At 53.1% G+C, this 26,955-nt stretch carries 31 protein-coding genes; 21 read left to right on the forward strand and 10 right to left on the reverse strand.

What is annotated here, in order from left to right; all coding sequences use genetic code 11:
- The first annotated feature begins 34 nt into the window (after positions 1-34).
- The 3 genes from tuf (at position 35) to CKV68_RS08545 (ending at position 2,542) form a co-directional block, all read left to right on the forward strand.
- The gene (gene tuf / locus CKV68_RS08535; RefSeq protein ID WP_013241194.1) at positions 35-1,225 is read left to right on the forward strand and encodes an elongation factor Tu; all 1,191 of its coding nucleotides are present in this window, start codon (positions 35-37) and stop codon (positions 1,223-1,225) included.
- Between the two features lie 95 nt (positions 1,226-1,320).
- Complete coding sequence (locus tag CKV68_RS08540) at positions 1,321-1,950, forward strand: hypothetical protein (RefSeq protein ID WP_013910787.1); 630 nt, start codon at positions 1,321-1,323, stop codon at positions 1,948-1,950.
- Positions 1,943-2,542 (forward strand): DUF421 domain-containing protein, encoded by a 600-nt coding sequence (locus tag CKV68_RS08545; RefSeq protein ID WP_013910788.1) that lies wholly within the window; start codon positions 1,943-1,945, stop codon positions 2,540-2,542. Before CKV68_RS08540 ends, CKV68_RS08545 begins: the two co-directional genes overlap by 8 nt.
- On the opposite strand, the gene CKV68_RS08550 is transcribed toward CKV68_RS08545, so the two are convergent.
- Genes CKV68_RS08550 through CKV68_RS08575 form a run of 6 tightly spaced genes read right to left on the reverse strand, consistent with a single transcriptional unit; the run spans position 2,539 to position 5,116 of the window.
- Positions 2,539-3,084: a hypothetical protein gene (locus tag CKV68_RS08550; protein ID WP_014525326.1), complete on the reverse strand. Its 546-nt coding sequence runs from the start codon at positions 3,082-3,084 to the stop codon at positions 2,539-2,541. The genes CKV68_RS08545 and CKV68_RS08550 overlap by 4 nt on opposite strands.
- Positions 3,084-3,629, reverse strand: coding sequence for a DUF6286 domain-containing protein (locus CKV68_RS08555; protein ID WP_095076024.1), 546 nt, complete (start codon positions 3,627-3,629; stop codon positions 3,084-3,086). The genes CKV68_RS08550 and CKV68_RS08555 overlap by 1 nt, the downstream gene beginning before the upstream one ends.
- Positions 3,622-4,083 carry an Asp23/Gls24 family envelope stress response protein gene (locus tag CKV68_RS08560; RefSeq protein ID WP_014525328.1) on the reverse strand — a complete coding sequence of 154 codons (462 nt, stop codon included), beginning with the start codon at positions 4,081-4,083 and terminating at the stop codon, positions 3,622-3,624. Before CKV68_RS08560 ends, CKV68_RS08555 begins: the two co-directional genes overlap by 8 nt.
- Positions 4,083-4,289 carry a hypothetical protein gene (locus CKV68_RS08565; RefSeq protein ID WP_013910792.1) on the reverse strand — a complete coding sequence of 69 codons (207 nt, stop codon included), beginning with the start codon at positions 4,287-4,289 and terminating at the stop codon, positions 4,083-4,085. The genes CKV68_RS08560 and CKV68_RS08565 overlap by 1 nt, the downstream gene beginning before the upstream one ends.
- On the reverse strand, positions 4,289-4,636 hold the full coding sequence (locus CKV68_RS08570; protein ID WP_014525329.1) for an Asp23/Gls24 family envelope stress response protein: 348 nt from the start codon (positions 4,634-4,636) through the stop codon (positions 4,289-4,291). Before CKV68_RS08570 ends, CKV68_RS08565 begins: the two co-directional genes overlap by 1 nt.
- Before the next feature lie 12 nt (positions 4,637-4,648).
- Complete coding sequence (locus CKV68_RS08575) at positions 4,649-5,116, reverse strand: Asp23/Gls24 family envelope stress response protein (RefSeq protein ID WP_095076025.1); 468 nt, start codon at positions 5,114-5,116, stop codon at positions 4,649-4,651.
- Between the two features lie 735 nt (positions 5,117-5,851).
- On the opposite strand from CKV68_RS08575, the gene rpsJ reads away from it, so the two are divergent.
- From rpsJ to rpsQ, 11 genes are read left to right on the forward strand one after another with little or no spacing between them, the layout of a single operon-like run.
- Positions 5,852-6,157, forward strand: a complete 306-nt coding sequence (gene rpsJ / locus CKV68_RS08580; protein ID WP_095076026.1) for a 30S ribosomal protein S10 — start codon at positions 5,852-5,854, stop codon at positions 6,155-6,157.
- A 32-nt stretch (positions 6,158-6,189) separates the two neighbouring features.
- Positions 6,190-6,846, forward strand: a complete 657-nt coding sequence (gene rplC, locus CKV68_RS08585) for a 50S ribosomal protein L3 (protein WP_013241203.1) — start codon at positions 6,190-6,192, stop codon at positions 6,844-6,846.
- Positions 6,843-7,496, forward strand: a complete 654-nt coding sequence (gene rplD / locus CKV68_RS08590) for a 50S ribosomal protein L4 (protein ID WP_013910795.1) — start codon at positions 6,843-6,845, stop codon at positions 7,494-7,496. The genes rplC and rplD overlap by 4 nt, the downstream gene beginning before the upstream one ends.
- Positions 7,496-7,801 (forward strand): 50S ribosomal protein L23, encoded by a 306-nt coding sequence (gene rplW / locus CKV68_RS08595; protein ID WP_013910796.1) that lies wholly within the window; start codon positions 7,496-7,498, stop codon positions 7,799-7,801. The genes rplD and rplW overlap by 1 nt, the downstream gene beginning before the upstream one ends.
- A 21-nt stretch (positions 7,802-7,822) precedes the next feature.
- Entirely contained in the window at positions 7,823-8,665 is an 843-nt protein-coding gene (gene rplB / locus CKV68_RS08600; protein ID WP_013910797.1) for a 50S ribosomal protein L2, read from the forward strand.
- Between the two features lie 16 nt (positions 8,666-8,681).
- Positions 8,682-8,960: a 30S ribosomal protein S19 gene (gene rpsS / locus CKV68_RS08605; RefSeq protein ID WP_013241207.1), complete on the forward strand. Its 279-nt coding sequence runs from the start codon at positions 8,682-8,684 to the stop codon at positions 8,958-8,960.
- 3 nt (positions 8,961-8,963) lie between these two features.
- Positions 8,964-9,326, forward strand: a complete 363-nt coding sequence (rplV, locus tag CKV68_RS08610; RefSeq protein ID WP_013910798.1) for a 50S ribosomal protein L22 — start codon at positions 8,964-8,966, stop codon at positions 9,324-9,326.
- On the forward strand, positions 9,326-10,072 hold the full coding sequence (gene rpsC / locus CKV68_RS08615) for a 30S ribosomal protein S3 (protein WP_013910799.1): 747 nt from the start codon (positions 9,326-9,328) through the stop codon (positions 10,070-10,072). The genes rplV and rpsC overlap by 1 nt, the downstream gene beginning before the upstream one ends.
- Positions 10,073-10,074: 2 nt before the next feature.
- Positions 10,075-10,491 (forward strand): 50S ribosomal protein L16, encoded by a 417-nt coding sequence (gene rplP, locus CKV68_RS08620; protein WP_013241210.1) that lies wholly within the window; start codon positions 10,075-10,077, stop codon positions 10,489-10,491.
- Positions 10,491-10,721: a 50S ribosomal protein L29 gene (rpmC, locus tag CKV68_RS08625; protein ID WP_004566751.1), complete on the forward strand. Its 231-nt coding sequence runs from the start codon at positions 10,491-10,493 to the stop codon at positions 10,719-10,721. Before rplP ends, rpmC begins: the two co-directional genes overlap by 1 nt.
- A 2-nt stretch (positions 10,722-10,723) precedes the next feature.
- Positions 10,724-11,002 (forward strand): 30S ribosomal protein S17, encoded by a 279-nt coding sequence (gene rpsQ / locus CKV68_RS08630; protein WP_013241211.1) that lies wholly within the window; start codon positions 10,724-10,726, stop codon positions 11,000-11,002.
- 158 nt (positions 11,003-11,160) lie between these two features.
- Here rpsQ and CKV68_RS08635 read toward each other — a convergent pair whose 3' ends face one another.
- The 4 genes from CKV68_RS08635 to CKV68_RS08650 are packed head-to-tail and all read right to left on the reverse strand — an operon-like array spanning position 11,161 to position 16,961.
- Complete coding sequence (locus tag CKV68_RS08635; protein ID WP_014835931.1) at positions 11,161-12,837, reverse strand: ABC transporter family substrate-binding protein; 1,677 nt, start codon at positions 12,835-12,837, stop codon at positions 11,161-11,163.
- A gap of 28 nt (positions 12,838-12,865) precedes the next feature.
- Positions 12,866-14,932 (reverse strand): dipeptide ABC transporter ATP-binding protein, encoded by a 2,067-nt coding sequence (locus CKV68_RS08640; RefSeq protein ID WP_095076027.1) that lies wholly within the window; start codon positions 14,930-14,932, stop codon positions 12,866-12,868.
- Positions 14,933-14,935: 3 nt separating this feature from the next.
- Positions 14,936-15,976: an ABC transporter permease gene (locus CKV68_RS08645; RefSeq protein ID WP_095076028.1), complete on the reverse strand. Its 1,041-nt coding sequence runs from the start codon at positions 15,974-15,976 to the stop codon at positions 14,936-14,938.
- 1 nt (position 15,977) lies between these two features.
- Positions 15,978-16,961, reverse strand: coding sequence for an ABC transporter permease (locus CKV68_RS08650; RefSeq protein WP_095076029.1), 984 nt, complete (start codon positions 16,959-16,961; stop codon positions 15,978-15,980).
- Positions 16,962-17,693: 732 nt separating this feature from the next.
- Between CKV68_RS08650 and rplN the strand changes: the two genes are divergently transcribed.
- The 7 genes from rplN (at position 17,694) to CKV68_RS08690 (ending at position 26,928) form a co-directional block, all read left to right on the forward strand.
- Positions 17,694-18,062, forward strand: coding sequence for a 50S ribosomal protein L14 (rplN, locus tag CKV68_RS08655; protein ID WP_013241217.1), 369 nt, complete (start codon positions 17,694-17,696; stop codon positions 18,060-18,062).
- Between the two features lie 2 nt (positions 18,063-18,064).
- On the forward strand, positions 18,065-18,379 hold the full coding sequence (gene rplX / locus CKV68_RS08660) for a 50S ribosomal protein L24 (protein WP_087453389.1): 315 nt from the start codon (positions 18,065-18,067) through the stop codon (positions 18,377-18,379).
- A 2-nt stretch (positions 18,380-18,381) separates the two neighbouring features.
- The gene (rplE, locus tag CKV68_RS08665) at positions 18,382-18,945 is read left to right on the forward strand and encodes a 50S ribosomal protein L5 (RefSeq protein ID WP_013910805.1); all 564 of its coding nucleotides are present in this window, start codon (positions 18,382-18,384) and stop codon (positions 18,943-18,945) included.
- Between the two features lie 703 nt (positions 18,946-19,648).
- On the forward strand, positions 19,649-20,992 hold the full coding sequence (locus CKV68_RS08670) for a serine/threonine transporter (protein WP_029974609.1): 1,344 nt from the start codon (positions 19,649-19,651) through the stop codon (positions 20,990-20,992).
- A 50-nt stretch (positions 20,993-21,042) separates the two neighbouring features.
- Positions 21,043-22,419: an L-serine ammonia-lyase gene (locus CKV68_RS08675; protein WP_014525335.1), complete on the forward strand. Its 1,377-nt coding sequence runs from the start codon at positions 21,043-21,045 to the stop codon at positions 22,417-22,419.
- 211 nt (positions 22,420-22,630) lie between these two features.
- Complete coding sequence (locus tag CKV68_RS08680) at positions 22,631-23,713, forward strand: asparaginase (protein ID WP_095076030.1); 1,083 nt, start codon at positions 22,631-22,633, stop codon at positions 23,711-23,713.
- A 1,991-nt stretch (positions 23,714-25,704) separates the two neighbouring features.
- The gene (locus CKV68_RS08690) at positions 25,705-26,928 is read left to right on the forward strand and encodes an acid phosphatase (RefSeq protein ID WP_095076032.1); all 1,224 of its coding nucleotides are present in this window, start codon (positions 25,705-25,707) and stop codon (positions 26,926-26,928) included.
- The last annotated feature ends 27 nt before the right edge of the window (positions 26,929-26,955 follow it).

Here is a 26,955-nt window from a genome sequence, read left to right on the forward strand (position 1 = left end):
ATCGTAGCCACCACGAAGTCCAGGAGGACACACAGTGGCAAAGGCTAAGTTCGAGCGTACTAAGCCGCACGTTAACATCGGTACCATCGGTCACGTCGATCACGGCAAGACCACCACTACCGCTGCTATCACCAAGGTTCTGGCTGACGCATACCCGGATCTCAACGAGGCTTTCGCCTTCGACGCCATTGATAAGGCACCGGAGGAGAAAGAGCGTGGCATCACGATCAACATCTCCCACGTTGAGTACCAGACCGAGAAGCGCCACTACGCACACGTGGATGCTCCGGGTCACGCCGACTACATCAAGAACATGATCACCGGCGCTGCTCAGATGGACGGCGCAATCCTCGTGGTTGCTGCTACCGACGGCCCAATGCCTCAGACCCGTGAGCACGTTCTGCTCGCTCGCCAGGTTGGCGTTCCTTACATCCTTGTTGCTCTTAACAAGTGCGACATGGTTGACGATGAGGAAATCATCGAGCTCGTCGAGATGGAGATCCGTGAGCTGCTCGCAGAGCAGGATTACGATGAAGAGGCTCCAATCATCCACATCTCCGCTCTGAAGGCTCTCGAGGGCGACGAGGAGTGGACCAAGTCCATCCTCGAGCTCATGCAGGCTTGCGACGATTCCATCCCGGATCCAGAGCGCGAGACCGACAAGCCATTCCTCATGCCTATCGAGGACATCTTCACCATCACCGGTCGTGGCACCGTTGTTACCGGCCGTGTTGAGCGTGGCCAGCTGAACGTCAACGAAGACGTTGAGATCATCGGTATCAAGGAAAAGTCCACCCAGACCACCGTTACCGGTATCGAGATGTTCCGTAAGCTTCTCGACTACACCGAGGCTGGCGACAACTGTGGTCTCCTCCTCCGTGGTATCAAGCGCGAAGACGTCGAGCGCGGTCAGGTTGTTGTTAAGCCAGGCGCTTACACTCCTCACACCGAGTTCGAGGGCTCTGTCTACGTCCTTTCCAAGGACGAGGGCGGCCGCCACACCCCGTTCTTCGACAACTACCGTCCTCAGTTCTACTTCCGCACCACCGACGTTACCGGTGTTGTGAAGCTTCCTGAGGGCACCGAGATGGTTATGCCTGGCGACAACGTCGACATGTCCGTCACCCTGATCCAGCCTGTCGCTATGGACGAGGGCCTGCGCTTCGCTATCCGCGAGGGCTCCCGCACCGTTGGCGCTGGCCGCGTCACCAAGATCATCAAGTAATGATCTTTTAGCAGTTCGCTGCTAGGCTTGTAAAAATCCGCTCTGGTTTAAGTACCAGGGCGGATTTTTTATGTCGTGGGATAAAATCAGAACCCATGATCGATCGCTCCCGCATGGATAGAATGCTTGATGCCGTCCGAGAAGTGTGGGAAGGCCAGCCAGATCTGGATTTTGCTGCGCTCATGGGCATGCTGAGTACACACGGACTCACGTGGGGAATTTCCGATGATGATGCCCAGGACATATGCATGACGATTGCTACTACTTATCCAGGGACACTTTCTAAAGTCACCGGACAGTACAGCGTGTTACTTGCTAACAACACCACTGCAGTACTTACCCCGGAGCGTATTGCACTGCTGCGCGGTTGGCAGCAGCCTATCTGGTGGTGCTACACGTCTCTCGTGCAAGCACAGGTTGGTTCGCCCCTCATCGTGGCCGACCGGGAAGGCATCGAACATCGCCTGGACGCGATTCGTCGTATTGAAAAGACGATGCTAGTGGACGACACAGATACACGCGTGATTGAGCTTGCCGACGCCTCCGTGGTCCTTCAAAGAGGCCATCAAGCGCGTCATTTTGTGCGTAGGCGTCGTGAGGTGGAGACCAATGAATATTGGGTCCCGCAGGCGTGGTTGCCTGAAAAGGAAAAACCGCTAAAGCTACTCACCAAGGAACGCAATGTAATCGAACTGCCAGTTATCACAGCAATTATCCTTGGGTAGCGGCGCTGAGCTTTCTACTGCCGGTAAAGTTCTTGTGGTGCAGGAGTTTAAACCTATCCTCGTAGAGCAACTAACCATCGAGCCATGGCGCATCCCCGTTGTGGTTATTGCGGGGGTTGGTATTTATCTTGTTTTCCTACTGATGATCCGAATATTCGGTGCACGAGTCCTCTCCCGTATGACAGCCTTTGACGCGGTGGTCCTTACGATGGTTGGGGCTGTGGCAGGTCGCGTTATCATCGGGCATCCGCCGACGCTCGCCGCTGGTGTGATCGGGTTGATAACTCTGATGCTGTTGGAAGCGATGTTCGGAGCTGCGCGCAGCGTTTCTTCTGGTTTACGGCAAACCTTTGACGGGCGTCCTCGCATAGTGTTGGTGCATGGCGAGTGGATCTTTGAGGAATTGCGTAAGACTCACCTGGCTAAGTCGGACGTTCGATTCGCCATTAGACGAGCCGGGATACACCGCATGGACATGGTTCAGTGCGTGATTCTTGAGCCCACGGGAGAACTCTCGATCTTTAGGGAAGGAACCCCCGTGGACCCCGAGCTATTGCGAGGCGTGGCAGGCGTAGACCGGCTTTATCCTTAATTTTCTACTTTAGCCATGTGTACGCGGTATTCGGTACGCACGGGAGTGTTTGGTAACGCTGTTGCTATGTCCTGGTCTAGTTGCTGAAGTGCCTGCTGGATGCTTAGCGCATCCGGTACTGATTCCAAGAGGATAGTAAGGGCGATGACTGTTTCTTCACCGCGTCTTTCCGCATGCCCGTGAGCGGAGATGACAGGATCGAGTTCTCCTATGTCTTCGGCTGCTAGTTCTGCTATGTGGTCTATGTTGACACTAATCTTCCCGTTATTCTGCGCGACGCGAGAAATACGATTGCGGCGCATATTGGCAACTACAATCCAGACTCCGCTGATTAAGAAGATGACCGCAGCGAAGAACAAAGCAACATCGAACCAGCGTTGCTGAGAGGCTTGGTACCAACGAGGAAATTCAGCGAGATCAGCGAGGTGCTGTGCCCATGGAAGATCAAAATTGAGGGCGATGGTCCACACAGCCAGCGCACCGAGAAGAACGCCGACGAGGAGACAAAGGAGACGGTCGAAACTAGCCGTAGATCGTTTCATTAACCTTCACCTCTCACGACAACTTTAAGTTTGGGACGCGTGTGCAGCTTCAGAGTAAGTGGCTCAACTGCAGAGCGAATGCGCTCCTCGTATGTATGAGCCTCCCCAAGCTGCTGTGAATCAACTGATGCGACCACTCTGATGGAGCGAGCAGAACCATTTACTGTGGTGTGCGCTTGGTTGACCCCAGGGACCTGCTTGGCGTTTAGCGTGGCTAGGCGTGCGATGTCAAGGGGGCGTACATAACAGGTGGTGGTGTCGATAAGCGCCACGTGAGTGCGCGGTCGAGGCTTGAAAGCAATAGCTATCAAGATCAGAGCGAGAATCACCGTGGCTACCCCTGCAACCAACATCCATGGCTGATATGTGACGTCAGAGATGAAACGAAGCACTGGGTCTAACCAGGCGTGGCCGTGGTGGCCTTCAGTTCGCACCCACCAAAGTTCTCGCGCGGCGACAAAGCCAATGCCTATAGCCACGAGTCCAATAAGAATTGCGGCAAGGCGGGCGGCGGGACGTCCTTTGATAGCAGTGGGACTATCCATGGCTCCTCCTTGACTCAATTCTTTGGATAATTATTGGTTTAAGCGGGCGCAGAGGTGCGGTGACGATGGGCATGAGCGATTGGGCTTCAGGAGCCACGGGATGCGTTACTTGGGGTGACTGCGGTTCCGGTGCGATCTCAATCCGTGTGCCGTGGTTAAGTGTGGTGACTACAACATTCACCGGAGCATCCTGAATGCCCGCATAGACGGAAAACCACTCAGCAATTGCCGTGGCTACATTTTCGGCCACGGCTGTCACCGGACTGGGCCACGATACTGCAATGAAGGCTTCTACCGTGGGAGGTGAGTGAAGATCATCGCGTCGGACGTCGATACGCGGAAGCGAGCGGCCAGCGCGGCGCGGAACGCGTACTGTGCCGGGGACTGAGTTCACCGCCGCTTTAGCTAGCTTGGTAAGCGCCCGATCCGTAATGGTTACCGGAGCGGCTGTCATTATCCGCGGCCTCCGCGTCGGAGATTCTCAACGAGGTCATGGAAAATCTTGTACAAGTCGATCTTTCCATCAAAGTGCGCGCCGATAAGGGCACCTATGCCTCCAGCGACCGCCAGAATGAGGAGCGTGAGCAAATGACCCGACAGGATTGCAAAGATCACCAAAACGCCGAGGATTGCGCCGAGAAGGGTTTTATTCTGAAACATTAAAGCTCCTTGAGCTGGGTTAGCTTTACGACGTCGCTGATGACCACGTCAATCGAAGTAACATCGCAGAGATCAGAATCCGCCACAGCAGCAGTGATTGATTGGGTAAGCTCCACGAAGTTATATCCGTAATAAGCGGCAACATTTACCTCAAGGGCCTGGTGGCCCTGCACATCATCTAATCTGAGCCCGGTGATTTTGCGCCGTGGATAGAGGAGTGCTACCTCACCAAAACGTCCGCCGCGGAGTTCTGCAACACCATCAATCCCAAGGATCTTTTCTGCTAGTGCGTGCGCAGATTCATATGAGGGGAGAGCGGGAAGCCCTGATGGCCGCGGGGTTGACACTATGAAAACTCCTTAGTGGACGCGGGTATGGGTAGGAGAATCGTTGGCTTCGCTTTCGTCTTCATCCAGTTCCAGATGGACGTCATGAACAGTGACATTAACTTCGGTGACCTCAAGGCCTGTCATCCGTTCAATAGCAGTAATGATGTTTTGCCGAATTGCCTGTGCCAACTGGTGAATAGCGACTCCGTATTCAGCAACGATGGCAACGTCCACGGCGGCTTGCCGTTCACCAACCTCCACCTCAACGCCCTGCTGAAGATTGGTGCGTGATCCGGGAATTGAATCGCGAAGAGCTCCGACAACGCGTGCAGCGTTGCCGCCGACGGCGTGAACCCCCGATACTTCTCTGGTGGCTAGGCCAGCGATCTTTGCCACGACGGTGTCTTCAATGACAGTCCTGCCGTGGGGGGTTTCTAGTGCGGTAGTGGAACCAGTAGTTGAGGTTTCTACTGCTGGAGCATTCTGTGTATCGGACATGAGACGATCCTCCTTATGAGTGGCGGTGTAACAAGTACGCAGCCGGTTTTGCAGCCCCTAAAGTTACGCACTCCATACTAAAAGGGTTTTTCTTAAAAGGGGAGGGGAGGACTGCTCTATGCAGATAACGATGTGGACAATTTTTAGGCAAGTCGACGTGATGGGAACGCGGGGGCGTCGAAAAGCTAGAAACCTTTCTATGTGATGGAAAACACGTGAAAAGTGTGGATAAAGTTCCGAGAAGGGTTGTGCTGAATAGCTATTGATGTTTAAATACAAAGGTTGCTTTGACACAGTGAGCGCAAAATGGTCACACATATGAGTGAGACAATTTTGAATTACTGCTGGTGAGGCAAACATGACACCTTCATGGTGAACCTCTGAGCGGAAACGTAAAGAGGGAAACGGAAGGATCCTTAAGAGATTGAGTGCAATGCACGTTTTTCTTGAGGGCCGGAGTGAAGGGGCATGGCAAATAAACAGCGGCAGTACGTAAGGGCCACGCTTATCGTGAGATATTAGGTCCCTTCCGGCTTGACATACGGGTCTTGTACCCCGTCAGGTGTTATGGCGTGTGTTTGTGTCCACGTCCACTAACTCCACCAAGTCGTCATAGACAGTCAAGTAAGAACTGGCGTTGCGCCCAGGCCCTAAGGTCCGGACAACGTTATAGAGATATTAAGAGCGATTCCCACCAATCCCTAGGATGTGGGACAAGCGAGGAAGAGGATAAGCGTGGCGGGACAAAAGATCCGCATTCGGCTGAAGGCCTACGATCACGAGGCGATTGATGCGTCTGCACGCAGAATCGTCGAGACCGTGACCCGTACGGGTGCACGTGTCGTCGGCCCGGTGCCGTTGCCCACCGAAAAGAACGTATACGCCGTTATTCGTTCTCCCCATAAGTACAAGGATTCTCGCGAGCACTTCGAGATGCGCACTCACAAGCGCCTGATCGACATCCTCGACCCGACGCCGAAGACGGTTGACGCTCTTATGCGCATCGACCTTCCGGCCAGCGTCGACGTGAATATTCAGTGATCGACGAAATTTTTGGCAGCGGAGAATAACTTATGAGTGAAACTGAGATCAAGGGCATTCTGGGCACCAAGCTCGGCATGACCCAGATCTTTGACGAGGACAACCGAGTAATCCCGGTTACCGTCGTTGAAGCTGGGCCGTGTGTGGTCACCCAGATTCGCACCATCGAAACCGATGGCTACAACGCCATCCAGATCGCCTACGGCGACATCGACCCTCGCAAGGCAAACAAGCCTGCAACCGGTCATTTCAAGAAAGCTGGCGTTACCCCTCGCCGTCACGTTGCAGAAATTCGTATGAACGACGTTTCTGCATACGAGCTCGGTCAGGACGTTACCGTTGAGATCTTCGAAGGAATCACCTTCGTTGACGTCACCGGAACGACCAAGGGTAAGGGCTACGCAGGTGCTATGAAGCGCCACGGCTTTGCAGGTCAGGGCGCTGCCCACGGTAACCAGGCTGCACACCGCCGCGTCGGTGGCATCGGTGCCTGCGCTACCCCAGGTCGCGTTTTCAAGGGCACCCGCATGGCAGGCCGCATGGGTAATGATCGCGTCACCACCCAGAACCTCAAGGTTCAGAAGATTGATGCAGATGCCAACCTGATTCTGATCAAGGGTGCTATTCCAGGCAACCGCGGTGGCATCGTTACCGTTAAGACTGCAGTGAAGGGCGGTGCACACGCATGACCAACCTAAAGTTGGACGTCCTCACCGCTGAGGGCAAGACCGACGGTCAAGTCGAACTGCCAGCAGAGATCTTCGATCGTGAAGCTTCTGTGGCACTTATGCACCAGGTTGTCAACGCACAGCTTGCTGCAAAGCGTCAGGGTACTCACTCGACCAAGACCCGCGCTGAGGTCTCCGGTGGCGGACGCAAGCCGTTCCGTCAGAAGGGCACCGGCCGCGCTCGTCAGGGCTCGATCCGTGCTCCTCACTTCACCGGTGGCGGCATCTCGCACGGCCCTAAGCCGCGCGACTACAGCCAGCGCACCCCGAAGAAGATGATCAAGGCTGCTCTGTACGGTGCACTGTCGGATCGCGCTCGTCACGAGCGTATCCACGTGATCACCGAGTTGGTCGCTGGTCAGACTCCTTCCACCAAGTCCGCACGCGCTTTTGTTGAGCGCATCACTGATCGTCGCAACGTTCTTCTCGTTGTCGGTCGTGAGGACACCACTGCACAGAAGAGTGCTCGTAACCTGCCCGGCGTTCACATCCTGTTCGCTGATCAGCTGAACACTTATGACGTCCTCAAGTCTGATGACGTTGTGTTCTCTGTCGAGGCTTTGAACACCTTCATCAACCGCGTCACCGGCGCGGCTCAGGAGGAGAAGTAATGGCTAAGATCGCAGACCCCCGTGACATCATTCTCGCCCCGGTCGTCTCCGAGAAGTCTTATGGCTTGATGGAGCAGAACACCTACGTGTTCTTCGTTGCTCCTAGCGCCAACAAGACCGAGATCAAGATCGCAATCGAGCAGATCTTCGGCGTTAAGGTTGCTTCCGTTAACACCGCTAACCGTGAGGGCAAGCGCAAGCGCACTCGCTCCGGTTACGGCGTACGCAAGGCAACCAAGCGCGCTTACGTGACGCTTCGAGAGGGCAGCGACGCAATCGACATCTTCGGCGGCTCCGCCGCTTAAGGTTCGAGGTAAGGACAAATTATGGCTATTCGTAAGTACAAGCCGACAACCCCGGGTCGCCGCCAGAGCTCCGTTTCCATGTTCGACGAGATCACTCGTTCGACTCCGGAAAAATCTCTGGTTCGCCCGCTCCCTAAGAAGGGCGGCCGTAACGTTCACGGCCACATCACCGTTCGCCACAAGGGCGGTGGACACAAGCGCCAGTACCGCGTCATCGACTTCCGTCGTAATGACAAAGACGGCATTCCCGCAAAGGTCGCTCACATTGAGTACGACCCGAACCGTACCGCTAACATCGCACTTCTGCACTACGTAGATGGCGAGAAGCGCTACATCATCGCTCCTAAGGGCATGAAGCAGGGCCAGATGATCGAGTCTGGTGCTGCTGCAGACATCAAGGTTGGTAACAACCTTCCGCTGCGTAACATCCCTGCTGGTACCACCATTCACTGCGTCGAGTTGAAGCCGGGCGCAGGCGCTAAGCTGGCTCGTTCCGCTGGTGCCTCCATCCAGCTCCTCGGTAAAGCTGGTAAGTACGCAGTTCTGCGTATGCCGTCTTCGGAAATCCGTCGCGTAGATATCCGTTGCCGTGCAACCGTGGGCGAGGTCGGCAACGCTGACCAAATCAACATCCGCTGGGGTAAAGCCGGCCGTATGCGCTGGAAGGGCGTCCGCCCGACCGTCCGTGGTGTCGTTATGAACCCGGTCGATCACCCACACGGTGGTGGTGAAGGTAAGACCTCGGGTGGTCGTCACCCTGTTTCCCCATGGGGAAAGAAAGAGGGTCGTACCCGCAACCCCAACCGTTACAGCAACAATATGATCGTGTCGCGTCGTCGCACGAACAAGAGCAAGAAGCGCTAAGAGGAGGAAAACTTAGATGCCACGCAGCCTTAAGAAGGGCCCGTTCGTCGATGAGCACCTCCTCGCAAAGGTCGATGCTCAGAACGAAAAGGGCACCAAGCAGGTCATCAAGACCTGGTCCCGCCGTTCCACCATTCTCCCGGACTTCATTGGCCACACCTTCGCCGTCCACGACGGTCGCAAGCATGTGCCAGTGTTCGTGGACGACTCTATGGTCGGCCACAAGCTCGGTGAGTTTGCACCCACCAAGACCTTCAAGGGTCACATCAAGGACGATAAGAAGGGACGTCGATAAGCGATGAGTGAATCTGTCACCTCCGCACGCGCTACCGCGCGCTTCGTCCGTGTCTCTCCTATGAAGGCACGTCGCGTGATCGATCTGGTCCGCGGCAAGTCCATCGAGGAAGCACTCGCAATCCTGAAGTACGCTCCGCAGGCTGCTTCTGAGCCGGTTGCAAAGGTCGTTGCTTCTGCAGCCGCTAACGCTGAGAACAACTTCGGTCTAGATCGCCGCTCCCTGGTCATCTCTGAGGCTTTTGCTGACGAGGGTCCGACCATGCGTCGTTTCAGCCCCCGCGCTCAGGGTCGTGCTTTCCAGATCCGCAAGCGCACCAGCCACATCACCGTGGTTGTTGAGAGCCAGAAGGAAGGGGCCAAGTAGTGGGCCAGAAAATCCATCCTCACGGCCTACGTTTGGGCATCACTTCCGAGTGGAAGTCCCACTGGTACGCCGACAAGAACTACTCCGAGTACGTTGCTGAGGACATCCGTGTCCGCGAGTACTTGGTAAAGACCTTGGACCGTGCAGGTATCGCCGATATCGTTATCGAGCGCACCCGCGATCGCGTCCGCGTCGATATTCACACCGCTCGTCCGGGCATTGTGATTGGTCGTCGTGGTTCTGAGGCAGACCGTCTGCGCAAAGAGCTGGAGAAGCTCACTGGCAAGCAGGTCGCCCTCAACATCCTCGAGGTCAAGAACATTGATGCAAACGCTCAGCTGGTGGCTCAGTCCATCGCCGAGCAGCTGACCAACCGTGTGGCATTCCGTCGCGCAATGCGTAAGGCTATCCAGTCTGCAATGCGCCAGCCACAGGTCAAGGGCATCAAGGTTGTTTGTTCCGGTCGTCTCGGCGGTGCCGAGATGTCCCGCACCGAGCGCTACCATGAGGGTCGCGTTCCGCTGCACACCCTCCGCGCCGAGATCGATTACGGCACCTACGAGGCACACACCACTTTCGGACGCATTGGCGTCAAGGTGTGGATCTACAAGGGTGACGTCGTCGGTGGTCGTCGTGAGAGCGAGATCAATGCACCCGCAGAGCGTCGCCGCCGTGGTGACCGCAACGCACGCCCGCGTCGCGGTGGCCAGCGTCGTAACCGCGCTGAGCAGAAGCAGGAGGGCTAAGAATGCTTATCCCTAAGCGCGTCAAATACCGTCGCCAGCACCGTCCGACTCGTAGTGGCGTGTCCAAGGGCGGTAACCGCATCACTTTCGGTGACTACGGCATCCAGGCTCTTGAGCCTGCCTACATCACCAACCGTCAGATCGAGTCTGCACGTATCGCCATCAACCGCCACGTCAAGCGTGGTGGCAAGGTGTGGATCAACATCTTCCCGGATCGTCCGCTGACCCAGAAGCCGCTCGGCGTGCGTATGGGTTCCGGTAAGGGCCCCGTGGAGAAGTGGATCGCTAACGTCAAGCCGGGTCGTATCCTCTTCGAGATGAGCTTCCCGAATGAAGAGGTAGCTCTTGAGGCTCTGCGCCGTGCAGGCCAGAAGCTTCCTTGCAAAGTTCGTATCGTTAAGAAGGAGGACCAGTTCTAATGGCTAACGGTACCCCCGCACACGAGCTTCGCGAGCTGAACGCCGAGGAGCTGAAGACCCGTCTGACCGAGGCCAAGGAAGAGCTGTTCAACCTGCGCTTCCAGGCTGCTACCGGCCAGTTGACCAACAACCGCCGCCTTCGCACGGTAAAGCGCGACATCGCCCGCATCTACACCGTTATTCGCGAGCGTGAGCTGGGCCTGTCCGAGGTTCCGGGAGCTGAGGCTTAAACATGAGTGAGGCAAACGTGAACAAGAAGGAAAAGGGCGCACGCAAGGTCCGCACCGGCTACGTGGTTTCTGACAAGATGCAGAAGACCATCGTTGTTGAGCTTGAGGACCGCAAGCAGCACGCCAAGTACGGCAAGACCATTCGTACCAACTCGAAGGTCAAGGCACACGATGAGGACAGCATCGCCGGCGTCGGCGACCTCGTCCGCATCGAGGAGACTCGTCCGCTGTCCAAGGACAAGCACTTCCGTCTCGTTGAGATCATCGAGAAGGCTAAGTAGTCTTTGACAGAGAATTAGCTCCTAGCTAATAACAAACGCGGTGTATATCTTGAGGAATTGAGATATACACCGCGTTTTCTTATGCACAGGTTATTGCGGATAGATAAGAGTAAAGCCAGACCGAGGCTAGTTGAGAGCGACGGTCTGGCTTTATTATTTTATTCGGCAGCCCAGCCGATGTTTTCTACAGGGACGCTAGCAAAAGCATAAGCGCCGTAGTTAGCAAGTCCCTTCTTCACCGCGACAATATTAACGCCGTTGAACTCAGGGATTACTCCGTAGCGAGCGAAAGCCTCTACTTCTAGTTCATTTCCACGTTTGATTTGTTCCTCACGGGTAGGAAGCGCCTGGAGCTCGCGGATCTTAGCATCGAGTTCAGGGGTTCCCGAGTGAGAACGATTGAGCTGGGAATCTGAGAGATACATCTGTCCAAAGTATGCGACGCCGAAAGGATCTCCGGCGTTGAAACCGATGGGGAAGATGTCGTAGTCGTCACTGGTAGCGAGCTTGGAGAAATCAGAAGATGGATGAGTCTCGATCTTCAAATCGATACCGATATCTTTGAGCATTTTTTGGCTAGCTTTAGCAACAGATGTAGTCTGCTCATCTTCACCAACCAAAACATATCGAATAGCTAGCGGCTTGCCGTCCTTTTCACGGATCCCGTTGGGGCCTTCAGCCCAGCCGGCTTCATCAAGAATGGCCTTAGCTTTGTCTGCATCAAAGGTAGCTACCTTGGAGAAGTTGTCCTGATAGTCCTTCTGGAAGGGGAAGCTGATGAGAGATCCGGGAGGATCCTCGGTGTAGGGAACACCTTGGAACCATATAGAGGACAGCAGCTTACGGTCTAGACCACGAGCTACTGCCTCGCGTACCTTGATGTCTTGCAAAATATCGGACTTTGCGTTGAGCAACAGCAGTGCGTTCTTAGGCAAACGGCCGGTGCGAAGCTCGATACCCTGCATATCCTTGACTGCGGCGTAGCGGTCTTTCGACGGAACAGCTGTGGCATCGATTTCGCCATTCTTAAAGGCATTGACGGCCGCAGCGGTGTCCATTTGGCGGAAGATGCGCTTATCCAGCTTTGGTGCGTCACCCCACCATTTTTCGTTGGGGACGAACGTGGCTTCGCCTCGGTTGAAATCAATAGATTCCACCTTGTAGGGTCCTGCTCCCCATTCCGGGTGCAGCTTCTTTACATAATCATTGTAATTATGTGGATCATTCAAAGCAGGATGAGCGATGATACTAAAGAGGCCTGTCCACCATGGGTAGGTGCTGTCGAATTCTACGACAGCCTGCTTGTCAGTAGCGCCCTTGGTCACGGAAGTGATGTTCTCGTAACCGTCGGTGGCTGAAGGAACAAACGCAGGGTCCTTGCCGTTGTTGATCTTCCACGTGGTCTCAAAAGCACGCCAGTCGATGGGAGTTCCATCATTGAAGACAGCTTTGTCGTTGATGGTGTAGACGAGCTTGGTTTTGGAATTCGAGGATTCTTCCTTGACATCCGTTACGTAGTTCTTGTTAAAAGAGAACTCGCCCTCTGGAGTGGAGTCAATAATTGTCGGGTTGTACCATTCCCACAGCATAGTGGTGTAACGCGTGGAATCTGCGTGGTGGCGATTCTGTTGTTCGGAGATTTCACCAATAGCAGTGGTGAATGTGCCTCCCTGCTTGACCTTGTCGCGATCCAAGGCATTGTAATCAGCGATACTGATGGTATCGGCGGTCTGCGCGTCCTTCGACGCGGGAGAGTCGCTGCCGCATCCTGCAAGGAATAACGCGCTTGCAGCAAACACAGCGGCTAATTTTCCGCTGGGACTTCTGAGTTTCATGGCCATGCCTTTCTTAAGTTGAGAGAGGTTAATTGAGAGGAGTACCCGCAAAGTGACAAGCGTGAAGATGGTCTGAATGCTCTGAGTTCTCTATTCTGCGTACCTCCGGTTCTTCGTCTCGGCATCGACGCTGGTGGGCGTCGCCAAGCGTGGCGTAGAGCGGGCATCGTCCCCGAAACGCGCACCCCGTGATTTCTTCCGTGGGGGAAGGCTGCGAGTCGGTGAGGATGATCCGTCTTCGATTGCGCTCGGCGATGGGATCCGCCAGCGGAATCGCCGAGAGCAGCGCTTTGGTATAAGGGTGCTGCGGATTATCAAAGAGAGAATCTGTATCGCCCTGCTCGACAAAACGACCCAGGTACATTACTGCGGCACGATCAGAGATATGACGGATAACGGAAAGATCGTGAGCCACAAAGAGGTAGCTGATGCCTAAGCGAGCTTTGAGCTCGTCGAGGAGGTTGAGCATTCCTGCCTGAACAGAGACGTCGAGAGCAGAGACGGGCTCGTCCAAGACAATCAACTTGGGGTTGGCAGCAAGCGCGCGGGCGAGAGAAATGCGCTGGCGTTGGCCACCGGAAAAGTGGCCGGGGAACCTATCAATATGGGCCGGGTTTAACCCGACTAATTGGATAAGCTCGCGGATGCGCTCATTTTTATCGCCATCCCATCCCAAAGCATCGAGGGGCTCGCGGAGGATTTCTGCGACAGTGAGCCGTGGATCAAGAGCCCCCATGGGGTCTTGGAAGACGATCTGAATGTCTTTGCGCAGGAGTCGTCGTTGATGTTTGGATATGCCCGTGACATCTTGTTCACCTAATCGAATCTGAGTGGGCGCTTGCGGGGCCAGATCCATGATCTCTAGCAGCGTGGTGGTTTTACCACAGCCAGATTCGCCGACGATAGCAAAGCATTCGCCTTCTTTGATATCAAAGGTCAGCCCGTTCACAGCCCGGACTTCTCCCACCGTTCGTTTCAGGAGAGCACCCTTGACCAAAGGGAAGGTTTTAGTCAGATCAGAGACACTCAAAACACAGGCGCGTTTGTCACGAGGGATTCGCATCAGGGCGCCCTCATGAACAGGAGGCGTAGGGAAAATCGGAGCGCCATGAAGTTCTCCGTGGGAGATTTCGGTAGAGCGGATACACGCTGCCTGATGCTTATCATTAATGGGTAGGAGCCCAGGCTCAGTTGCACGGCATTCGGCTGTGGCTATGGGGCACCGTGGGGCAAAAGAGCACTCGTCGGGCAGATTAACCACGATCGGAGGGCTTCCCTCGATAGTGGTAAGGGAGACCTTTTCGCGCTTGTGTACAGAGGGGATAGAACCAAGCAGACCGACGGTATAAGGCATCTTCGGCTCGCTGAAAAGCTCGTGAACACCGGCGTATTCTACGGGGCGCCCTGCATACATAACCATCACGTTGTCCGCGGTGCCAGCTACAACGCCCATGTCATGAGTAATCATGATCGTCGCGGCGTTAGTTTCCTTTTGCGCCATCTTGATCAGGTCGAGGATCTGGGCCTGAATAGTCACGTCGAGAGCCGTGGTGGGTTCGTCCGCGATAAGAACGGACGGATTATTGGCGATGGCAATGGCTATTACGACGCGTTGGCGCATACCGCCGGAAAATTCGTGGGGAAAAGCAAGGGCGCGACGCTTGGGATCGGGTATTCCAACGAGGTCCAGAAGCTCGATAGCTGTATTCCACGCTTTAGCCTTAGAGATTTTTTGGTGGCAGCGCAGAGCTTCGACGATCTGAGATCCCACATTGAACACGGGGGTCAGGGCGGAGAGTGGATCTTGGAAGATCATTCCGATTTCTTTGCCGCGTATTTTCGACATGGCGTCGTCGGAAAGCCCGATGAGCTCGCGGTCATGAAGTTGAACGGAGCCTGTCACTGTGGCGTAGTCGGGGAGCAACCCCATGACTGCCATAGATGTTACGGATTTTCCGGAACCAGATTCTCCTACTATGCCAAGGGTTTGACCAGGATAAAGGTTAAAAGAAACTCCGCGGACTGCATTGACGTTTCCAGCTTCTGAAGGAAAAGTGACATTGAGGTTCTGGACGCTAAGGACTGGATTAGTCATGATTTAAGCCTTTCCAACTGCTGCGGAATTGGGATCGAGCGCGTCGCGGAGACCGTCTGCAATGAACGCCATAGAGACGGTGAGGAGAGTAAGTACGGCAGCCGGGAAATAGAATTCCCATGGTGAGGATAAGAGCGAATTTGCTCCGGTAGAGAGCAGGGTGCCGAGTGAGACGTCGGGGATCTTGACTCCAAGGCCCAAGAAGGACAAACCAGTTTCGCTCATGACCGCGCTGACCACCCCTAGCGTGGCATTAATGACAAGAAGTGAGCCAATGTTGGGAATAAGATGGCGGCGAATGATAGTGAAATTGGAGACCCCCATATAGCGGGCTGCCTTGATGTATTCCCGTTCCCTTAGGGAAATCGACATAGACCAGATCACCCGGGCGTAGTACATCCATCCGAATGCAATCAGGACCACGATGAGTAGTTTCCAGTCACCACCAGAACCGGAGACGATGAGCGCAATGATAAGGAAGGAAGGGATGACCAGGAGGAAGTGAATAACTCCTAAGATCGCACGCTCGGGACGCCCACCCAGTAATGCAGCAGTGGCACCGACGAATGCGGAGATCATAGTGGTAGCAAGGGAAACGGAGATGGCAATGGTAAGTGAGCGGCCCAAGCCATGAATGACCATGGCAAAGAGATCATTTCCCGAAGAGCTTGTGCCAAACCAATGCTCCGGGGACGGTGGGCTGCTTAGAGCTAAAAAGTCTGGGTCATCAAAGTTCCACTGAGCTAGCAGCGAACCAAAAATTGCAAGCAGGACGAGTAAGAACAGGATCATCGATCCGACTACTGCCATCTTGTTGCGGAGGAAACGGCGCAGGTAGAGGCGATATTTGTTCATCGGTTTTTGAACCGAGACATGTGCTGCTTCCATACCCTGCTGGGCATTGAGGATTTCCGTCTCTGTGACGCTAGAAGTATTGGTTTGCGTCAGCGGAGAACTGGAAACCGTGAGATCTGCTGTGGGCAGAACATTCGGTGAGAGATCTTCGTGTCGGTCTTCGCCGTTATTACGGTATTCCTTGCGCATGTTAGCTCACCCGGACTCGTGGATCGAGGATGACAACGAAGATGTCTGCGAGAACTGCGCCTATGGCCGTCATAAGAGCACCGAAGGCCGCGACTGCGACGACTCCATGGATGTCATTTTTATTAATAGTGGAGACGAAATATTGCCCCATCCCTTGCCAACCGAAGATCGTTTCGGTCATGATCGCACCAGTAAAAATTCCAGGTATAGAGAATGCAACGGTGGTAGCTACGGGAATGATGGACGTACGTAGAGCGTGTCGACGCACAGCCTGAGCCCTGGTTAATCCCTTTGCGCGGGCAGTGCGCACATAGTCGGCGTCTATGTTGTCGAGCAATATTGAACGTTGGAGAAAGTGGTAGCTCGCGTAAGAGATGATGATGAGCGAAACGGTGGGCAGGATGAGATGCTGCGCGTAATCGACGAGCTTGGGCAGGAATCCTTCAACACCGACAGATGATGATCCTGTGACAAAGAATAAGTTGGTACCGAGGGTCTGGTTAGTTTTAATAGCAAGCCATACGACCACGATCGATGCCACCACGACGTGAATGTTCATGGTCAAGATGGAGATGAATTGGAATACTCGATCGCTTGCTTTGTATTGGCGAGAGGCCGTGAAAACACCTATACCCACGCCAAGCAGCACGGAAATGATTGTGGCGAGAAGCAATAGTTGGGCGGAAACCCAGATGCGATAGGAGATTTGAGAATTTACAGAATCGCCTAGGGGAGAAGAGCCCCAGTCCCAGTGGAGGACGATGTTGGAAAGCCAGTGCCACCAGCGTTCAATGAGAGGCTCTTTGTCGTTGAGATTAAGAGGAGTCAGTATTGCGTCGATACGCGATTCCGGAACAGGCGGCCGACGTCCTACATAGTTTGAACGCGGATTAAGGAAAAAAGACGCGAGGAAGTATGTAAGGTTCACCGCGAGAAAAATCATGGCCAACCAGCCAAGCGTTTTCTTAACTAAAAACTTGATCATAGGATGGGCTGCCTGTCGGAATTTTATGGGTGTAGGTGAAGCCTCAACTGTCAAAAGTAAAGGGGATCACTACACTCCATTAACGTGAGTCAGTTCATATTAATTATGAAAATTAGCAGAGTCGGGCGTGCTTGTGTGTGATTTTTTCAAAGAGGTTTAAATGAATTATTTCCATTCATTCCTTGCTCGCTTGGCGCTTTTTTCCTATTAATGCGTGCTAGAAGCTGCAATTGGGGAATGTGGGCAATGTGGAATAAATGTTAACTACTAAAATTATTCCAATCTTTCCTGTTGGTCAACAGGCTGTTTGTGGGGAAACTTCAGAATGGAAACCGCCCATTTCTTCCTCATTTTGGGGTGATTTGTGGAAGCTAGCTGTGGATCGTGGGGCGTGTGGCGACAAGGCTGAATAAACGTGCGGCTGTTATGTGGGGCGTTGTGAGGTCTTTCTGGAGGGAGATGCGATTTGAAGATGTGATGTGGGGTGGAGGTCATTGAAAGGGGGGGGGCTTGAGAAACGTGGTGGGGTTGGGCTTGCTGGGGTACTAAGCCTTGTGGTTAAATGTTCAGGTTGCCTATATAGGTCGGCTGATTGCGTGCTAGTTTCCGAGCGCCGCGGCCGAGACCCCTCGACCATTTATGGTTCGTTGAGAAAGTGTAGGTGGTAGTACATAGACCGCGTGCGTCAGTTCGGAAATCTGCCGCACAAACATCCAGGTCAGGAGACCCATAGTGATTCAGCAGGAATCGCGTCTGCGGGTTGCCGATAACACTGGTGCACGAGAGATTCTGTGCATCCGCGTTCTTGGTGGCTCCACCCGACGCTTTGCTGGCATCGGCGACGTTATTGTCGCGACTGTCAAGGAAGCAACCCCCGGCGGCAACGTCAAGGCTGGCGAGGTTGTGAAGGCTGTTATCGTTCGTGCAAAGAAGGAAACCCGTCGTGCAGACGGCTCCTACATTCGCTTCGATGAGAACGCTGCCGTTTTGATCAAGAACGACAACGAGCCTAAGGGCACCCGTATCTTCGGTCCCGTTGCTCGTGAGCTGCGCGATAAGCGCTTCATGAAGATCGTTTCTCTTGCACCGGAGGTGATCTAAGAATGAAGGTCCATAAGGGCGATATGGTTCTGGTGATCTCCGGCCCCGATAAGGGTGCCAAGGGCAAGGTCATCCAGGCTTTCCCGAAGACCGATAAGGTCCTCGTTGAGGGTGTTAACCGTGTAAAGAAGCACGTTGCTAACTCTGCTCCAGAGCGCGGCGCTGAGTCTGGCGGAATTGTCACCCAGGAAGCTCCAATCCACGTCTCTAACGTCATGGTTCTGGACTCCGACGGTAACCCGACCCGTATCGGTTACCGCTTCGATGAGAACGGCAAGAAGGTCCGTATCTCGCGTCGTAACGGGAAGGACATCTAATCATGAGCGAGAACTACACCCCGCGTCTGAAGACCCGCTACCGCGAAGAAATCCGCACCGCACTGAATGAAGAGTTCTCTTTTGAGAACGTCATGCAGATTCCTGGTGTGACCAAGGTTGTTGTCAACATGGGCGTCGGTGACGCTGCACGTGACTCCAAGCTGATCAACGGTGCTCTTGAGGATCTGACCCTTATTACTGGTCAGAAGCCTGAGCTGCGTCGTGCAAAGAAGTCCATTGCTAACTTCAAGCTCCGTGAGGGCATGCCGATTGGCGCACGCGTTACCCTTCGTGGTGACCGCATGTGGGAGTTCCTGGACCGCCTGCTGACTGTTGCTCTGCCTCGTATTCGTGACTTCCGTGGTCTTTCTGACCAGCAGTTCGACGGGCACGGCAACTACACCTTCGGTCTTGCTGAGCAGACCATGTTCTACGAAATTGACGTAGATAAGGTTGACCGTCCTCGTGGTATGGACATCACTGTTGTTACCACTGCAACCAACAACGAGGAAGGCCGCGCGCTTTTGCGTGAGCTCGGCTTCCCTTTCAAGAAGGCTGAGAACTAAAGGTTCTTATCCCAATCGAGCTTTAGCTATATAAAAGTAGCGTAAAGCTTGAAAGCAAAGTCACCCACTGATTGACAGTGGGTGACTTTGCTTTTTGTGTCTTCTGACGCTTTCCCTCTTGTTTTTTGGCGACGTCTCGGGGCGATATTCCTAAAAATTGTCCGATTAGGGGGTGATGTGGGAAGGAAAAGCAGTAATCGGACATTTTTGTTTTCTTCCGAAAATGGTAAAAAATACAGATTTTGTTGAAGTAGCACACCTTCTATGGTGATAAAGATCCCATTCTTTAGGAAGTCTGTCGAATTATAGAAAGAAAAAATACGTGTCAGTTTACGATGTGGGGTAACTGATGTCCGTTTTGTTGAGCTGCACAAACGGGGGATATCTCATGTGATACCTAGTGAACAATTGGTTCTAGGGAAGCAAGGGTCTACGGGGGAGATATTAATTACACAAAAATAGCCGGTTAATATTTTTAACCTGCATACTTCCGTGGTTATTGTCCAGATGTAACACCAAAGACAGAGGGATGTTAATGGTAACTGGCGTCACATGTCGCCATTGGCTCCTATTCTTGTTTTCTTAGTGCTCATGCTGAGACTCATTATCATGATGAAGCAGGATGGATTAAGGGGACGGATAAGAGCGACAAGGACTTCCTGAATTCTTTGGTTTGGAATTCGCGAGAATTTTTGGAGAACCCATGTCGCAGACAATTTCCGTGCCAGCAAACTCAGGCTCGGCCGATTCATCATCGTCAGACTCGTCGCCGTCTCACTCGACATCGGCACCGAAGTGGCGTAAAAGTGACACCGTTTGGGCTTTGAGCCTTTTCGGAACCGCCATCGGTGCCGGTGTCCTTTTCCTTCCTATTAACGCAGGCATTGGCGGTATCATCCCGCTGATCGTCATGACGATCGTCGCTTTCCCCATGACGTATTGGGCACACCGCGGCTTGACTCGCTTCGTTCTTTCTACCTCTAAAGAGGGCGGAGACCTCACAGATGCTGTTGAGGAGCATTTTGGTCGGAAGGCCGGTGCCTTCATGACCATTCTTTATTTCCTCTCTGTGTACCCCATCCTTCTTGTCTACTCGGTTACCATCACGAACACCGTTAACTCATTCCTGGAGCACCAGCTCGGAGTGACTCCTTGGCCTCGTTGGATCATGTCCCTCATCCTCGTTGGTGGCCTGATCTTCGTTGTGAGCCTCGGACGCGACGTCATCGTCAAGGCTATGAGTGTGTTGGTCTTCCCATTTATCGGCATTCTGGTTCTGTTGTCCCTGTACTTGGTACCTAAGTGGAACACAGCGCTGTTCAGCACCTTCTCCTTGGAATCTGCCAAGGCAGCGACGGGTCACAGCATCTGGGTAACCCTGCTCCTCTTGGTTCCCGTTATGGTGTTCTCCTTTAACCACTCGCCGATCATTTCTTCCTTTGCGGTAGAAAAGCGTGAAGAGTACGGCATTCATGCTGATGAGAAGACCGGTAAGGTCCTCAGGGTTGCACAGATTCTTATGGTCTGCGTGGTTATGTTCTTTGTGTTCTCTTGTGCACTAAGCCTTTCTCCACAGAATCTGGCTGAAGCAAAGGCACAGAACATCACTATCCTTTCCTACTTGGCTAACCACTTTGATAATCCCGTCATCCAGTGGGCTGCTCCCATCATCGCCATGATTGCTGTGGCTAAGTCCTTCTTGGGCCACTACCTCGGCGCTGCAGAAGGCTTCCAGGGCTTGATCTCTAAGAAAGGCGCGGATGCTCCAGCTGAGGCCAAGGGCGATCGTAAACTTGCACTCATCACGCTGGCTTTCATGCTGGTCACTGCTTGGCTCGTCGGTTGGCTGAACCCCTCCATCCTCGGAATGATTGAGACACTTTGCGGTCCTACCATCGCTATCCTCCTCTTCCTGATGCCGATGTATGCCATCCACAAGGTTCCTGCTCTGCAGAAGTACCGTGGGCGTCTCTCGAACTACTTCATCTTCTTCATGGGTCTTGTTGCCTTTGGCACGATCTTCTACAACATCGTTCAAGCAATCTAAAACACCCATAGTTTCCCGCGATAACCTCGCACTGTTCCCTAGGAGCAAGAATGTTTATCAGTAGTTTCGATATGTTCAAGATCGGTATCGGCCCTTCGAGCTCACACACGCTCGGCCCGATGAAGGCAGGAAAAGCCTTTGCCGATGAACTCGAGGCACGAGGGCTTCTCGACGCCACCGTCCGTGTACAAGCAGACGTCTATGGCTCTTTGTCCCTCACCGGTGTCGGACACGCAACCGATAAAGCCATCATCATGGGGCTTGCTGGTTTTGAACCAGAGTCCGTGGACATCGATGCAATGCCAAGTTTCTTGGAAGAGGTAGCCTCTCTTCAACGTCTGCCTCTCTCCGGTGGAAAGAAACTGGTGAACTTCCCGCGTGGGAAGGACATCGTCTTCCACAACACTTGCTTACAACTGCACGAAAATGGCATGACCATCACGGCCTTCTCTGAAGAAGAAGTGCTTCTGCATAAAACCTATTTCTCTATCGGCGGTGGATTCATCGTGGATGAGGAGCACTTCGGTGCAGCCGATGAGGACACTTCTTCTGTGCCGTTTGCTTACCGTAGTGCGGAAGAATTCCTCACGATGTGTGATATCGAGGGACTCAGCATTCCGGAGCTAGAGTGGCGTAATGAGACGGCAGCTGCCTCGGAAGAGGAAGTGCGTACTCATCTGGCTAAAGTCTGGAAGGTGATGCGTACTGGCATTGAGCGCGGATCGAGTACTGAGGGAATTCTCCCCGGTGAACTTCGTGTCCCGCGTCGTGCCAAAGCACTGCGGACGCGCTTGGAAAATACGAGTGAGAATGAGCCATTGCGCATGATGAGCTGGCTTAATATGTTCGCACTTGCCGTAAACGAAGAAAACGCTGCTGGCGGTCGCGTAGTTACGTCTCCGACAAATGGTGCTTGTGGCGTGCTGCCCGCTGTCCTGTCTTATTGGGACAAGTTGGTGGCACCTGTGGACGAGAAGATGTACACCGATTACTTCCTTACCTGCAAGGTGGTCGGTGCGCTCTACAAGATGAACGCTTCTATTTCTGGCGCTGAGGTCGGCTGCCAGGGAGAGGTGGGCGTCGCTTGTTCGATGGCTGCGGCCGGTGTTGCGCAACTTATGGGTGGAACCCCGCAGCAGGTCTTCATTGCAGCTGAGATCGCAATGGAACACAATTTGGGTCTCACCTGTGACCCCGTGTGCGGCCAGGTGCAGGTTCCGTGCATCGAGCGTAACGCCGTGGCTGCTGTGGAGGCCGTCAACGCCGCAAATATGGCTTTGCAGCGTGAGTCGAACCCGACGGTATCACTAGACCAGATCATTGCCACCATGTATCAGACCGGTAAAGATATGGATTCTAAGTACCGCGAGACCTCCCTTGGCGGTTTGGCTAAGGTTGTGCTTCCTAAGCTGATGCCGTGTAGCTAGTTTTCTATCACTGTCTAGCGCAAGCCGCGGAATAGGCATAAAGAACACCAATGAGCACCTTTGTATGGGCACATGATGATTGTGACATTAGTTTTCACTGGCATCACATCCCTGCAAAGGTGCTTTTGGTATTTGCGCGACAACACTTATAAGCGTTGCGGTGAATGGAATCATTGGCCGCATTGAGTAGCAAGAAGGAAGGTAGGATCACATGACACAAATTTTCTCTCGCCGCCGCTTTCTCGGAGCCACTGCTCTAGCGACCGCTGGCAGTATCGGCGTACTTACAGCATGTTCGCAGGGAGATTCTCAGCCCAGTGGTGCAGACTCCAGCAGCGACAAGCACGTAGATTATTCAGCGATCTCTGGTCATTTAGTCGTTTTATCTACTGGTGGAACTATTGCTAGCACCAATGTTGATGGAGCTTTGGTCCCCACGGTAAGCGGCGAAGAACTTGTAGCACCCGTATATAAAAAGTTCTCTAAAGATAAGCTCACTATTGAAGTACGTCAGGTAAGTCAGCTGGATTCCTCTGCGATGACGTTGAAGGATACAGACAACATCATCCGCGAAGTACTTAAGACAGTGAAGGAAGACGACGTCACAGGCGTAATTGTTACGCACGGTACTGATTCGATGGAGGAATCGGCCATCGCCGTGGACACCTTCCTTAGCGGTGATAAACCTGTGGTCTTTACCGGTTCGATGCTGCCTTTCGACGATCCCCACACCGACGGTCCGGACAACCTAACGTTGGCTGTTACCGCAGCAACAGATCCGAAAAACCAAGGAAAAGGCACTTTTATTGCTTTTGGCGGTACGTTGATTCGGGCGCGGGGAGCATACAAATCTCATACCTCTGAAAAAGATGGTTTCCGCACTAACGCTGGCGAAGATCTGGTACGGCCGAAGCCTCTGGACTTTAAGCCTTTGGAGTCATACAGGGTAGACATTATCGCGGCCTATCCAGGTGCTCCTCGTGCGCTTGTCGACGCCGCCATCTCCACCGGTGCACAGGCTCTGGTCATTGAAGGGATGGGCGCAGGAAACGTCGGTGGCGATATCGCAGAGGGAATCGTGGCTGCTGCGGAGAAAAATATCCCAATAGTTATGACCACACGTGTGGATGCCGGGCTCGTGGAAGGCACCTACGGCGGCGCAGGCGGCGGAGCTACTCTTGCACAAAAGGGCGTGATTGGCTCGAATTACTTGCGGGCGGGACAATCGCGTATTGTGCTCGCGGCAGCTCTGGCTACCGGAGCGGATCCCAAGGTGCTCTTTAGCGAGGCTTAATTAAAGAGCGTAAGCCGGCTGAGGTGTGTTCGGGGGAGCATATCCCAGCCGGCTGGGGGCGCACGATTTTAAGAATCTTTTTCTGGTTTGTTGGGGTTTTCTGCAAAAGCCTACGACGAAAACGATGGTTGTTGCGACTAAAAAAGCAATGGCAATGGACGTATGCTGACAAAAACCGTTCCACTCGGTGCCGCTACGAAGAAGCCGAAAAGAAAACAATGCGACCGCGATATCAATAACGCTGGTCGATAGAAAAAGCTTTCTTGTATATTTGATGCTTTTAGTTGAACAGGGGCAGTTAGGATTACTATTTCCTGGACTGGGGGAGTAAAGACTCGTTACGCATCATGGCGAGCAAGTGTGGTGACTGGGGTGTTGTGCCCCTTGTTTTCTTCGCGTTTTTCGTTCATTGAATTGGTAGGAACGCTCGTGGAATCTGATCGATAGACAAGATGATTGTCATAGGGCGTTTTACTTTTGTTGCCTGCGAATATAGATGGACATGTTATGAATTTTCGGTGTCCTGGGGGGGGGCTGCTGACAACGCAATGGGGATTGAATTGGCGATCTAGCAGGTTATTATGGTGTTTGGTGTCGGGATTAGTGATCGGAGTCTTCTTGAAAGATTGGCGATACTTAGTAAGTAGGTCCTTCTCCATCATGATTCTTAAGAATCGTGTGTAAAGGAGCCTCGATGTTGTGTGCTCCTGTGAATCTTTATGTTGATGCTGGTGACTTGTTCTAGCAGATACTCCATTAGCAACTGCTCTTTGTCTGTCATAGTTATTTTGAAGCGGGGAATGGTCTGGCCTTTTCTTTGGAGACGGTCAGCAGAGCTTTCATAAACAATCTCCTAAGGGGCGCAATATTTTGTGATTTTAAATTGCGTTATACAGCAAGTCATAGGCTCTTTTCGTGGATCTTTTTAAAGATGAGGCAACGAACTTTTGATGTGCTCGAAATGTGATCACTAACAAAGGAAACAAATTATGGTAGATCCAAAAAAATTTGACTCTGGAGATCAGGGGAGTTTCTCTAACTGGAATTGGCGTTTCAAATTAGCAACTCTAATGAGCGTGCTTTGTTCAGTAGCTGGAGCGGTTCTTCTTATATTGGGTTCCACGGTTTTCAGTGGGTTTGCCATTAAGGTCGTTGCATATTTCCTGATGGCCGGGGGTGGATTGGGCGCACTTGTCACTCCAATTTTCGCGGCACGGTATCGAGAGAAATCCTCAAGATAATGCATTCGAATTTTAGGGTCCTGAACTGGGCTTAAAACCCTGTAGTGAGCTGTCACTGCGCTTTGTATGCGTGGCTGAAGACGTCGGCACTAGCAAATGTGTCTGCATCAAACAATTGGTGTAACAAGCCTAGGAAATCTCTGAGGCATAGCACAGACGAGAGCTGGAAAAAGAAGTTGGGAAACTCTGCGAAGAGCGAGAGATCTTGCAAATGGTCATGAAATATTTCGCGGCAGAGACCAACTGGTGATCCGCTCCCGCTTGTGATGCTATTGCATCGGCGTGGACAGGCTATAAACAGCGGCGATCGTCGTAACGGAACGACCAGTGATGTTTTCGCCGAATACTGCAGTGCTCAGGAAAGCACCACCGCACAGAGCACCGCTTTAAAAAAGAAAACGAGATGTATTTCATAATGAATTTTTTATCGTGGAAGGGTGTGGGTAGGCGTTAGGAAAATTTCCTTAAGGGGACAGGGTAGTCAGAATAAAGATGCAGGATGGGCGTTTCTTATCGGGGTAGTAAAGAAAAAGAACGTGTTTTCCAGGGGCTTTCTTGTTTCTGATTGATTGCGTCTGTTAAGGGCCTAACTCTCGGGAACTCTGCTTACACGATTCATATCTTGGTATAAGTGAAAATAACGTTGAGCACTTGGAATGGTAGCGACATGGTGATTCGCACATCTCAGAGACTCGGCGCTGAAAATATGCAAGGCTGCGGCTGACCTATTAAGGAGAAACCTTGTCCAAGATGAATCGCCGACTACTGAGTTCGTTATGTACCACGGCTTGTATCTTTGCCTTAACCGCACCAGTAAGCGCACAATCTTCCCTTCCTATACCCCCAGAAGCACAAGCAGGTTCATCCCTGATTGCTCCGCCCGTTCTGCATCCTGGTGCTCCAACTCCACAACCGTTTGGCCCGGCAGATTACGTGGGGTACATATCAGATATCAGCTCTTATAGCGGCGGAACTTATTACGATGTGGTGTCTAACTTTGAAGACCTGCGCAGGAATCATCCGAAAGCGATAGAAGAAAACTCGGCGACGTCGATACGCATTAATAATGAGGCCACTCCAGAGACCGTGGCACGGGCGCAACACGACGCTCTCACTGAGCGTGATGGCGTACTCATGGCATTTTCGGATGCTTTAGGCCCCACACTTGGAGCTCATCTGCGTACTGCGCTCGCAGAGAATCGGCTTCCTAAACTACAGATGCTTCTTGGCGGCTGGACAGCACGCGCCGGGGGACCAGCAAGCTCCACATTCATAGAAAAGAACATTTTCCGTAATCCACGCCCATATATTGCACATCCCGATGCGATTCGCCAGTACCGAGTTGATCATCATGACCTGTATCCAACATCGGGTTCTTTCCCCTCGGGGCACACGAACCAGGCGGCATGGACGACTGCTCTATGGGCCTATATGCTGCCTGAATTCTCAGCTCAGCTATTGAATAGGGGATCGGAAGCAGGATTTAATCGCGTAGTACTTGGGGTTCACTACCCGTTGGACGTGATTGGTGGACGAATGACGGGGAATGCGGCTGCAGCAGACCGTCTTAATGATCCAAAGATGCGAGCGGCATTAGATGCTGCCGGAGCAGAACTACGTGCGGAGTTGGAATGGCGCTGTGGGAAGAGCCTGTCCGAGTGCGCTGCAGACGTAGGGGCGCAGCAACAGGCGGTGCAACAATACACAGAGCGCATGACCTACGGGATGCAAACTCGCGTATATTCTCCAGAAGCGCCGATGGTGGTGCCACAGGCCGCTCCCGTGCTATTGGCATCTGCTTTCCCACATCTGACATGGGAACAACGTGCTGAAGTGCTGCGTCAAACAGCTTCAGAGGCTGGCTACCCGTTAGATGATCAGAGTCCGCGAGGGTCCTGGCAACGGATTAACTTGGCACGTGCTATGGCCGCAACTGTAACGGTGGATGAGCACGGTGCGGTGCGCGTCGATTAGCTAGGAAAACAGGCGTCGAAAAAAGTT

Source organism: Corynebacterium ulcerans, from assembly GCF_900187135.1.
Classification (GTDB): Bacteria; Actinomycetota; Actinomycetes; order Mycobacteriales; family Mycobacteriaceae; genus Corynebacterium; species Corynebacterium ulcerans.

Bases quoted from the DNA above. Each gene is read 5' to 3' on its own strand.
- rplB (WP_013910797.1), top strand. From the start codon at position 7,823: ATGGCTATTCGTAAGTACAAGCCGACAACCCCGGGTCGCCGCCAGAGC.
- CKV68_RS08640 (WP_095076027.1), bottom strand. From the start codon at position 14,932: ATGACTAATCCAGTCCTTAGCGTCCAGAACCTCAATGTCACTTTTCCT.
- CKV68_RS08540 (WP_013910787.1), top strand. From the start codon at position 1,321: ATGATCGATCGCTCCCGCATGGATAGAATGCTTGATGCCGTCCGAGAA.
- CKV68_RS08670 (WP_029974609.1), top strand. From the start codon at position 19,649: ATGTCGCAGACAATTTCCGTGCCAGCAAACTCAGGCTCGGCCGATTCA.
- CKV68_RS08560 (WP_014525328.1), bottom strand. From the start codon at position 4,083: ATGACAGCCGCTCCGGTAACCATTACGGATCGGGCGCTTACCAAGCTA.
- CKV68_RS08575 (WP_095076025.1), bottom strand. From the start codon at position 5,116: ATGTCCGATACACAGAATGCTCCAGCAGTAGAAACCTCAACTACTGGT.
- rpsQ (WP_013241211.1), top strand. From the start codon at position 10,724: ATGAGTGAGGCAAACGTGAACAAGAAGGAAAAGGGCGCACGCAAGGTC.
- CKV68_RS08645 (WP_095076028.1), bottom strand. From the start codon at position 15,976: ATGCGCAAGGAATACCGTAATAACGGCGAAGACCGACACGAAGATCTC.
- rplC (WP_013241203.1), top strand. From the start codon at position 6,190: ATGAGTGAAACTGAGATCAAGGGCATTCTGGGCACCAAGCTCGGCATG.
- rplD (WP_013910795.1), top strand. From the start codon at position 6,843: ATGACCAACCTAAAGTTGGACGTCCTCACCGCTGAGGGCAAGACCGAC.
- CKV68_RS08675 (WP_014525335.1), top strand. From the start codon at position 21,043: ATGTTTATCAGTAGTTTCGATATGTTCAAGATCGGTATCGGCCCTTCG.
- CKV68_RS08690 (WP_095076032.1), top strand. From the start codon at position 25,705: ATGAATCGCCGACTACTGAGTTCGTTATGTACCACGGCTTGTATCTTT.
- rplE (WP_013910805.1), top strand. From the start codon at position 18,382: ATGAGCGAGAACTACACCCCGCGTCTGAAGACCCGCTACCGCGAAGAA.
- rplW (WP_013910796.1), top strand. From the start codon at position 7,496: ATGGCTAAGATCGCAGACCCCCGTGACATCATTCTCGCCCCGGTCGTC.
- CKV68_RS08555 (WP_095076024.1), bottom strand. From the start codon at position 3,629: ATGGATAGTCCCACTGCTATCAAAGGACGTCCCGCCGCCCGCCTTGCC.
- CKV68_RS08550 (WP_014525326.1), bottom strand. From the start codon at position 3,084: ATGAAACGATCTACGGCTAGTTTCGACCGTCTCCTTTGTCTCCTCGTC.
- rplP (WP_013241210.1), top strand. From the start codon at position 10,075: ATGCTTATCCCTAAGCGCGTCAAATACCGTCGCCAGCACCGTCCGACT.
- rplX (WP_087453389.1), top strand. From the start codon at position 18,065: ATGAAGGTCCATAAGGGCGATATGGTTCTGGTGATCTCCGGCCCCGAT.
- rpsS (WP_013241207.1), top strand. From the start codon at position 8,682: ATGCCACGCAGCCTTAAGAAGGGCCCGTTCGTCGATGAGCACCTCCTC.
- CKV68_RS08680 (WP_095076030.1), top strand. From the start codon at position 22,631: ATGACACAAATTTTCTCTCGCCGCCGCTTTCTCGGAGCCACTGCTCTA.
- CKV68_RS08635 (WP_014835931.1), bottom strand. From the start codon at position 12,837: ATGAAACTCAGAAGTCCCAGCGGAAAATTAGCCGCTGTGTTTGCTGCA.
- rpmC (WP_004566751.1), top strand. From the start codon at position 10,491: ATGGCTAACGGTACCCCCGCACACGAGCTTCGCGAGCTGAACGCCGAG.
- rplV (WP_013910798.1), top strand. From the start codon at position 8,964: ATGAGTGAATCTGTCACCTCCGCACGCGCTACCGCGCGCTTCGTCCGT.
- CKV68_RS08650 (WP_095076029.1), bottom strand. From the start codon at position 16,961: ATGATCAAGTTTTTAGTTAAGAAAACGCTTGGCTGGTTGGCCATGATT.
- CKV68_RS08565 (WP_013910792.1), bottom strand. From the start codon at position 4,289: ATGTTTCAGAATAAAACCCTTCTCGGCGCAATCCTCGGCGTTTTGGTG.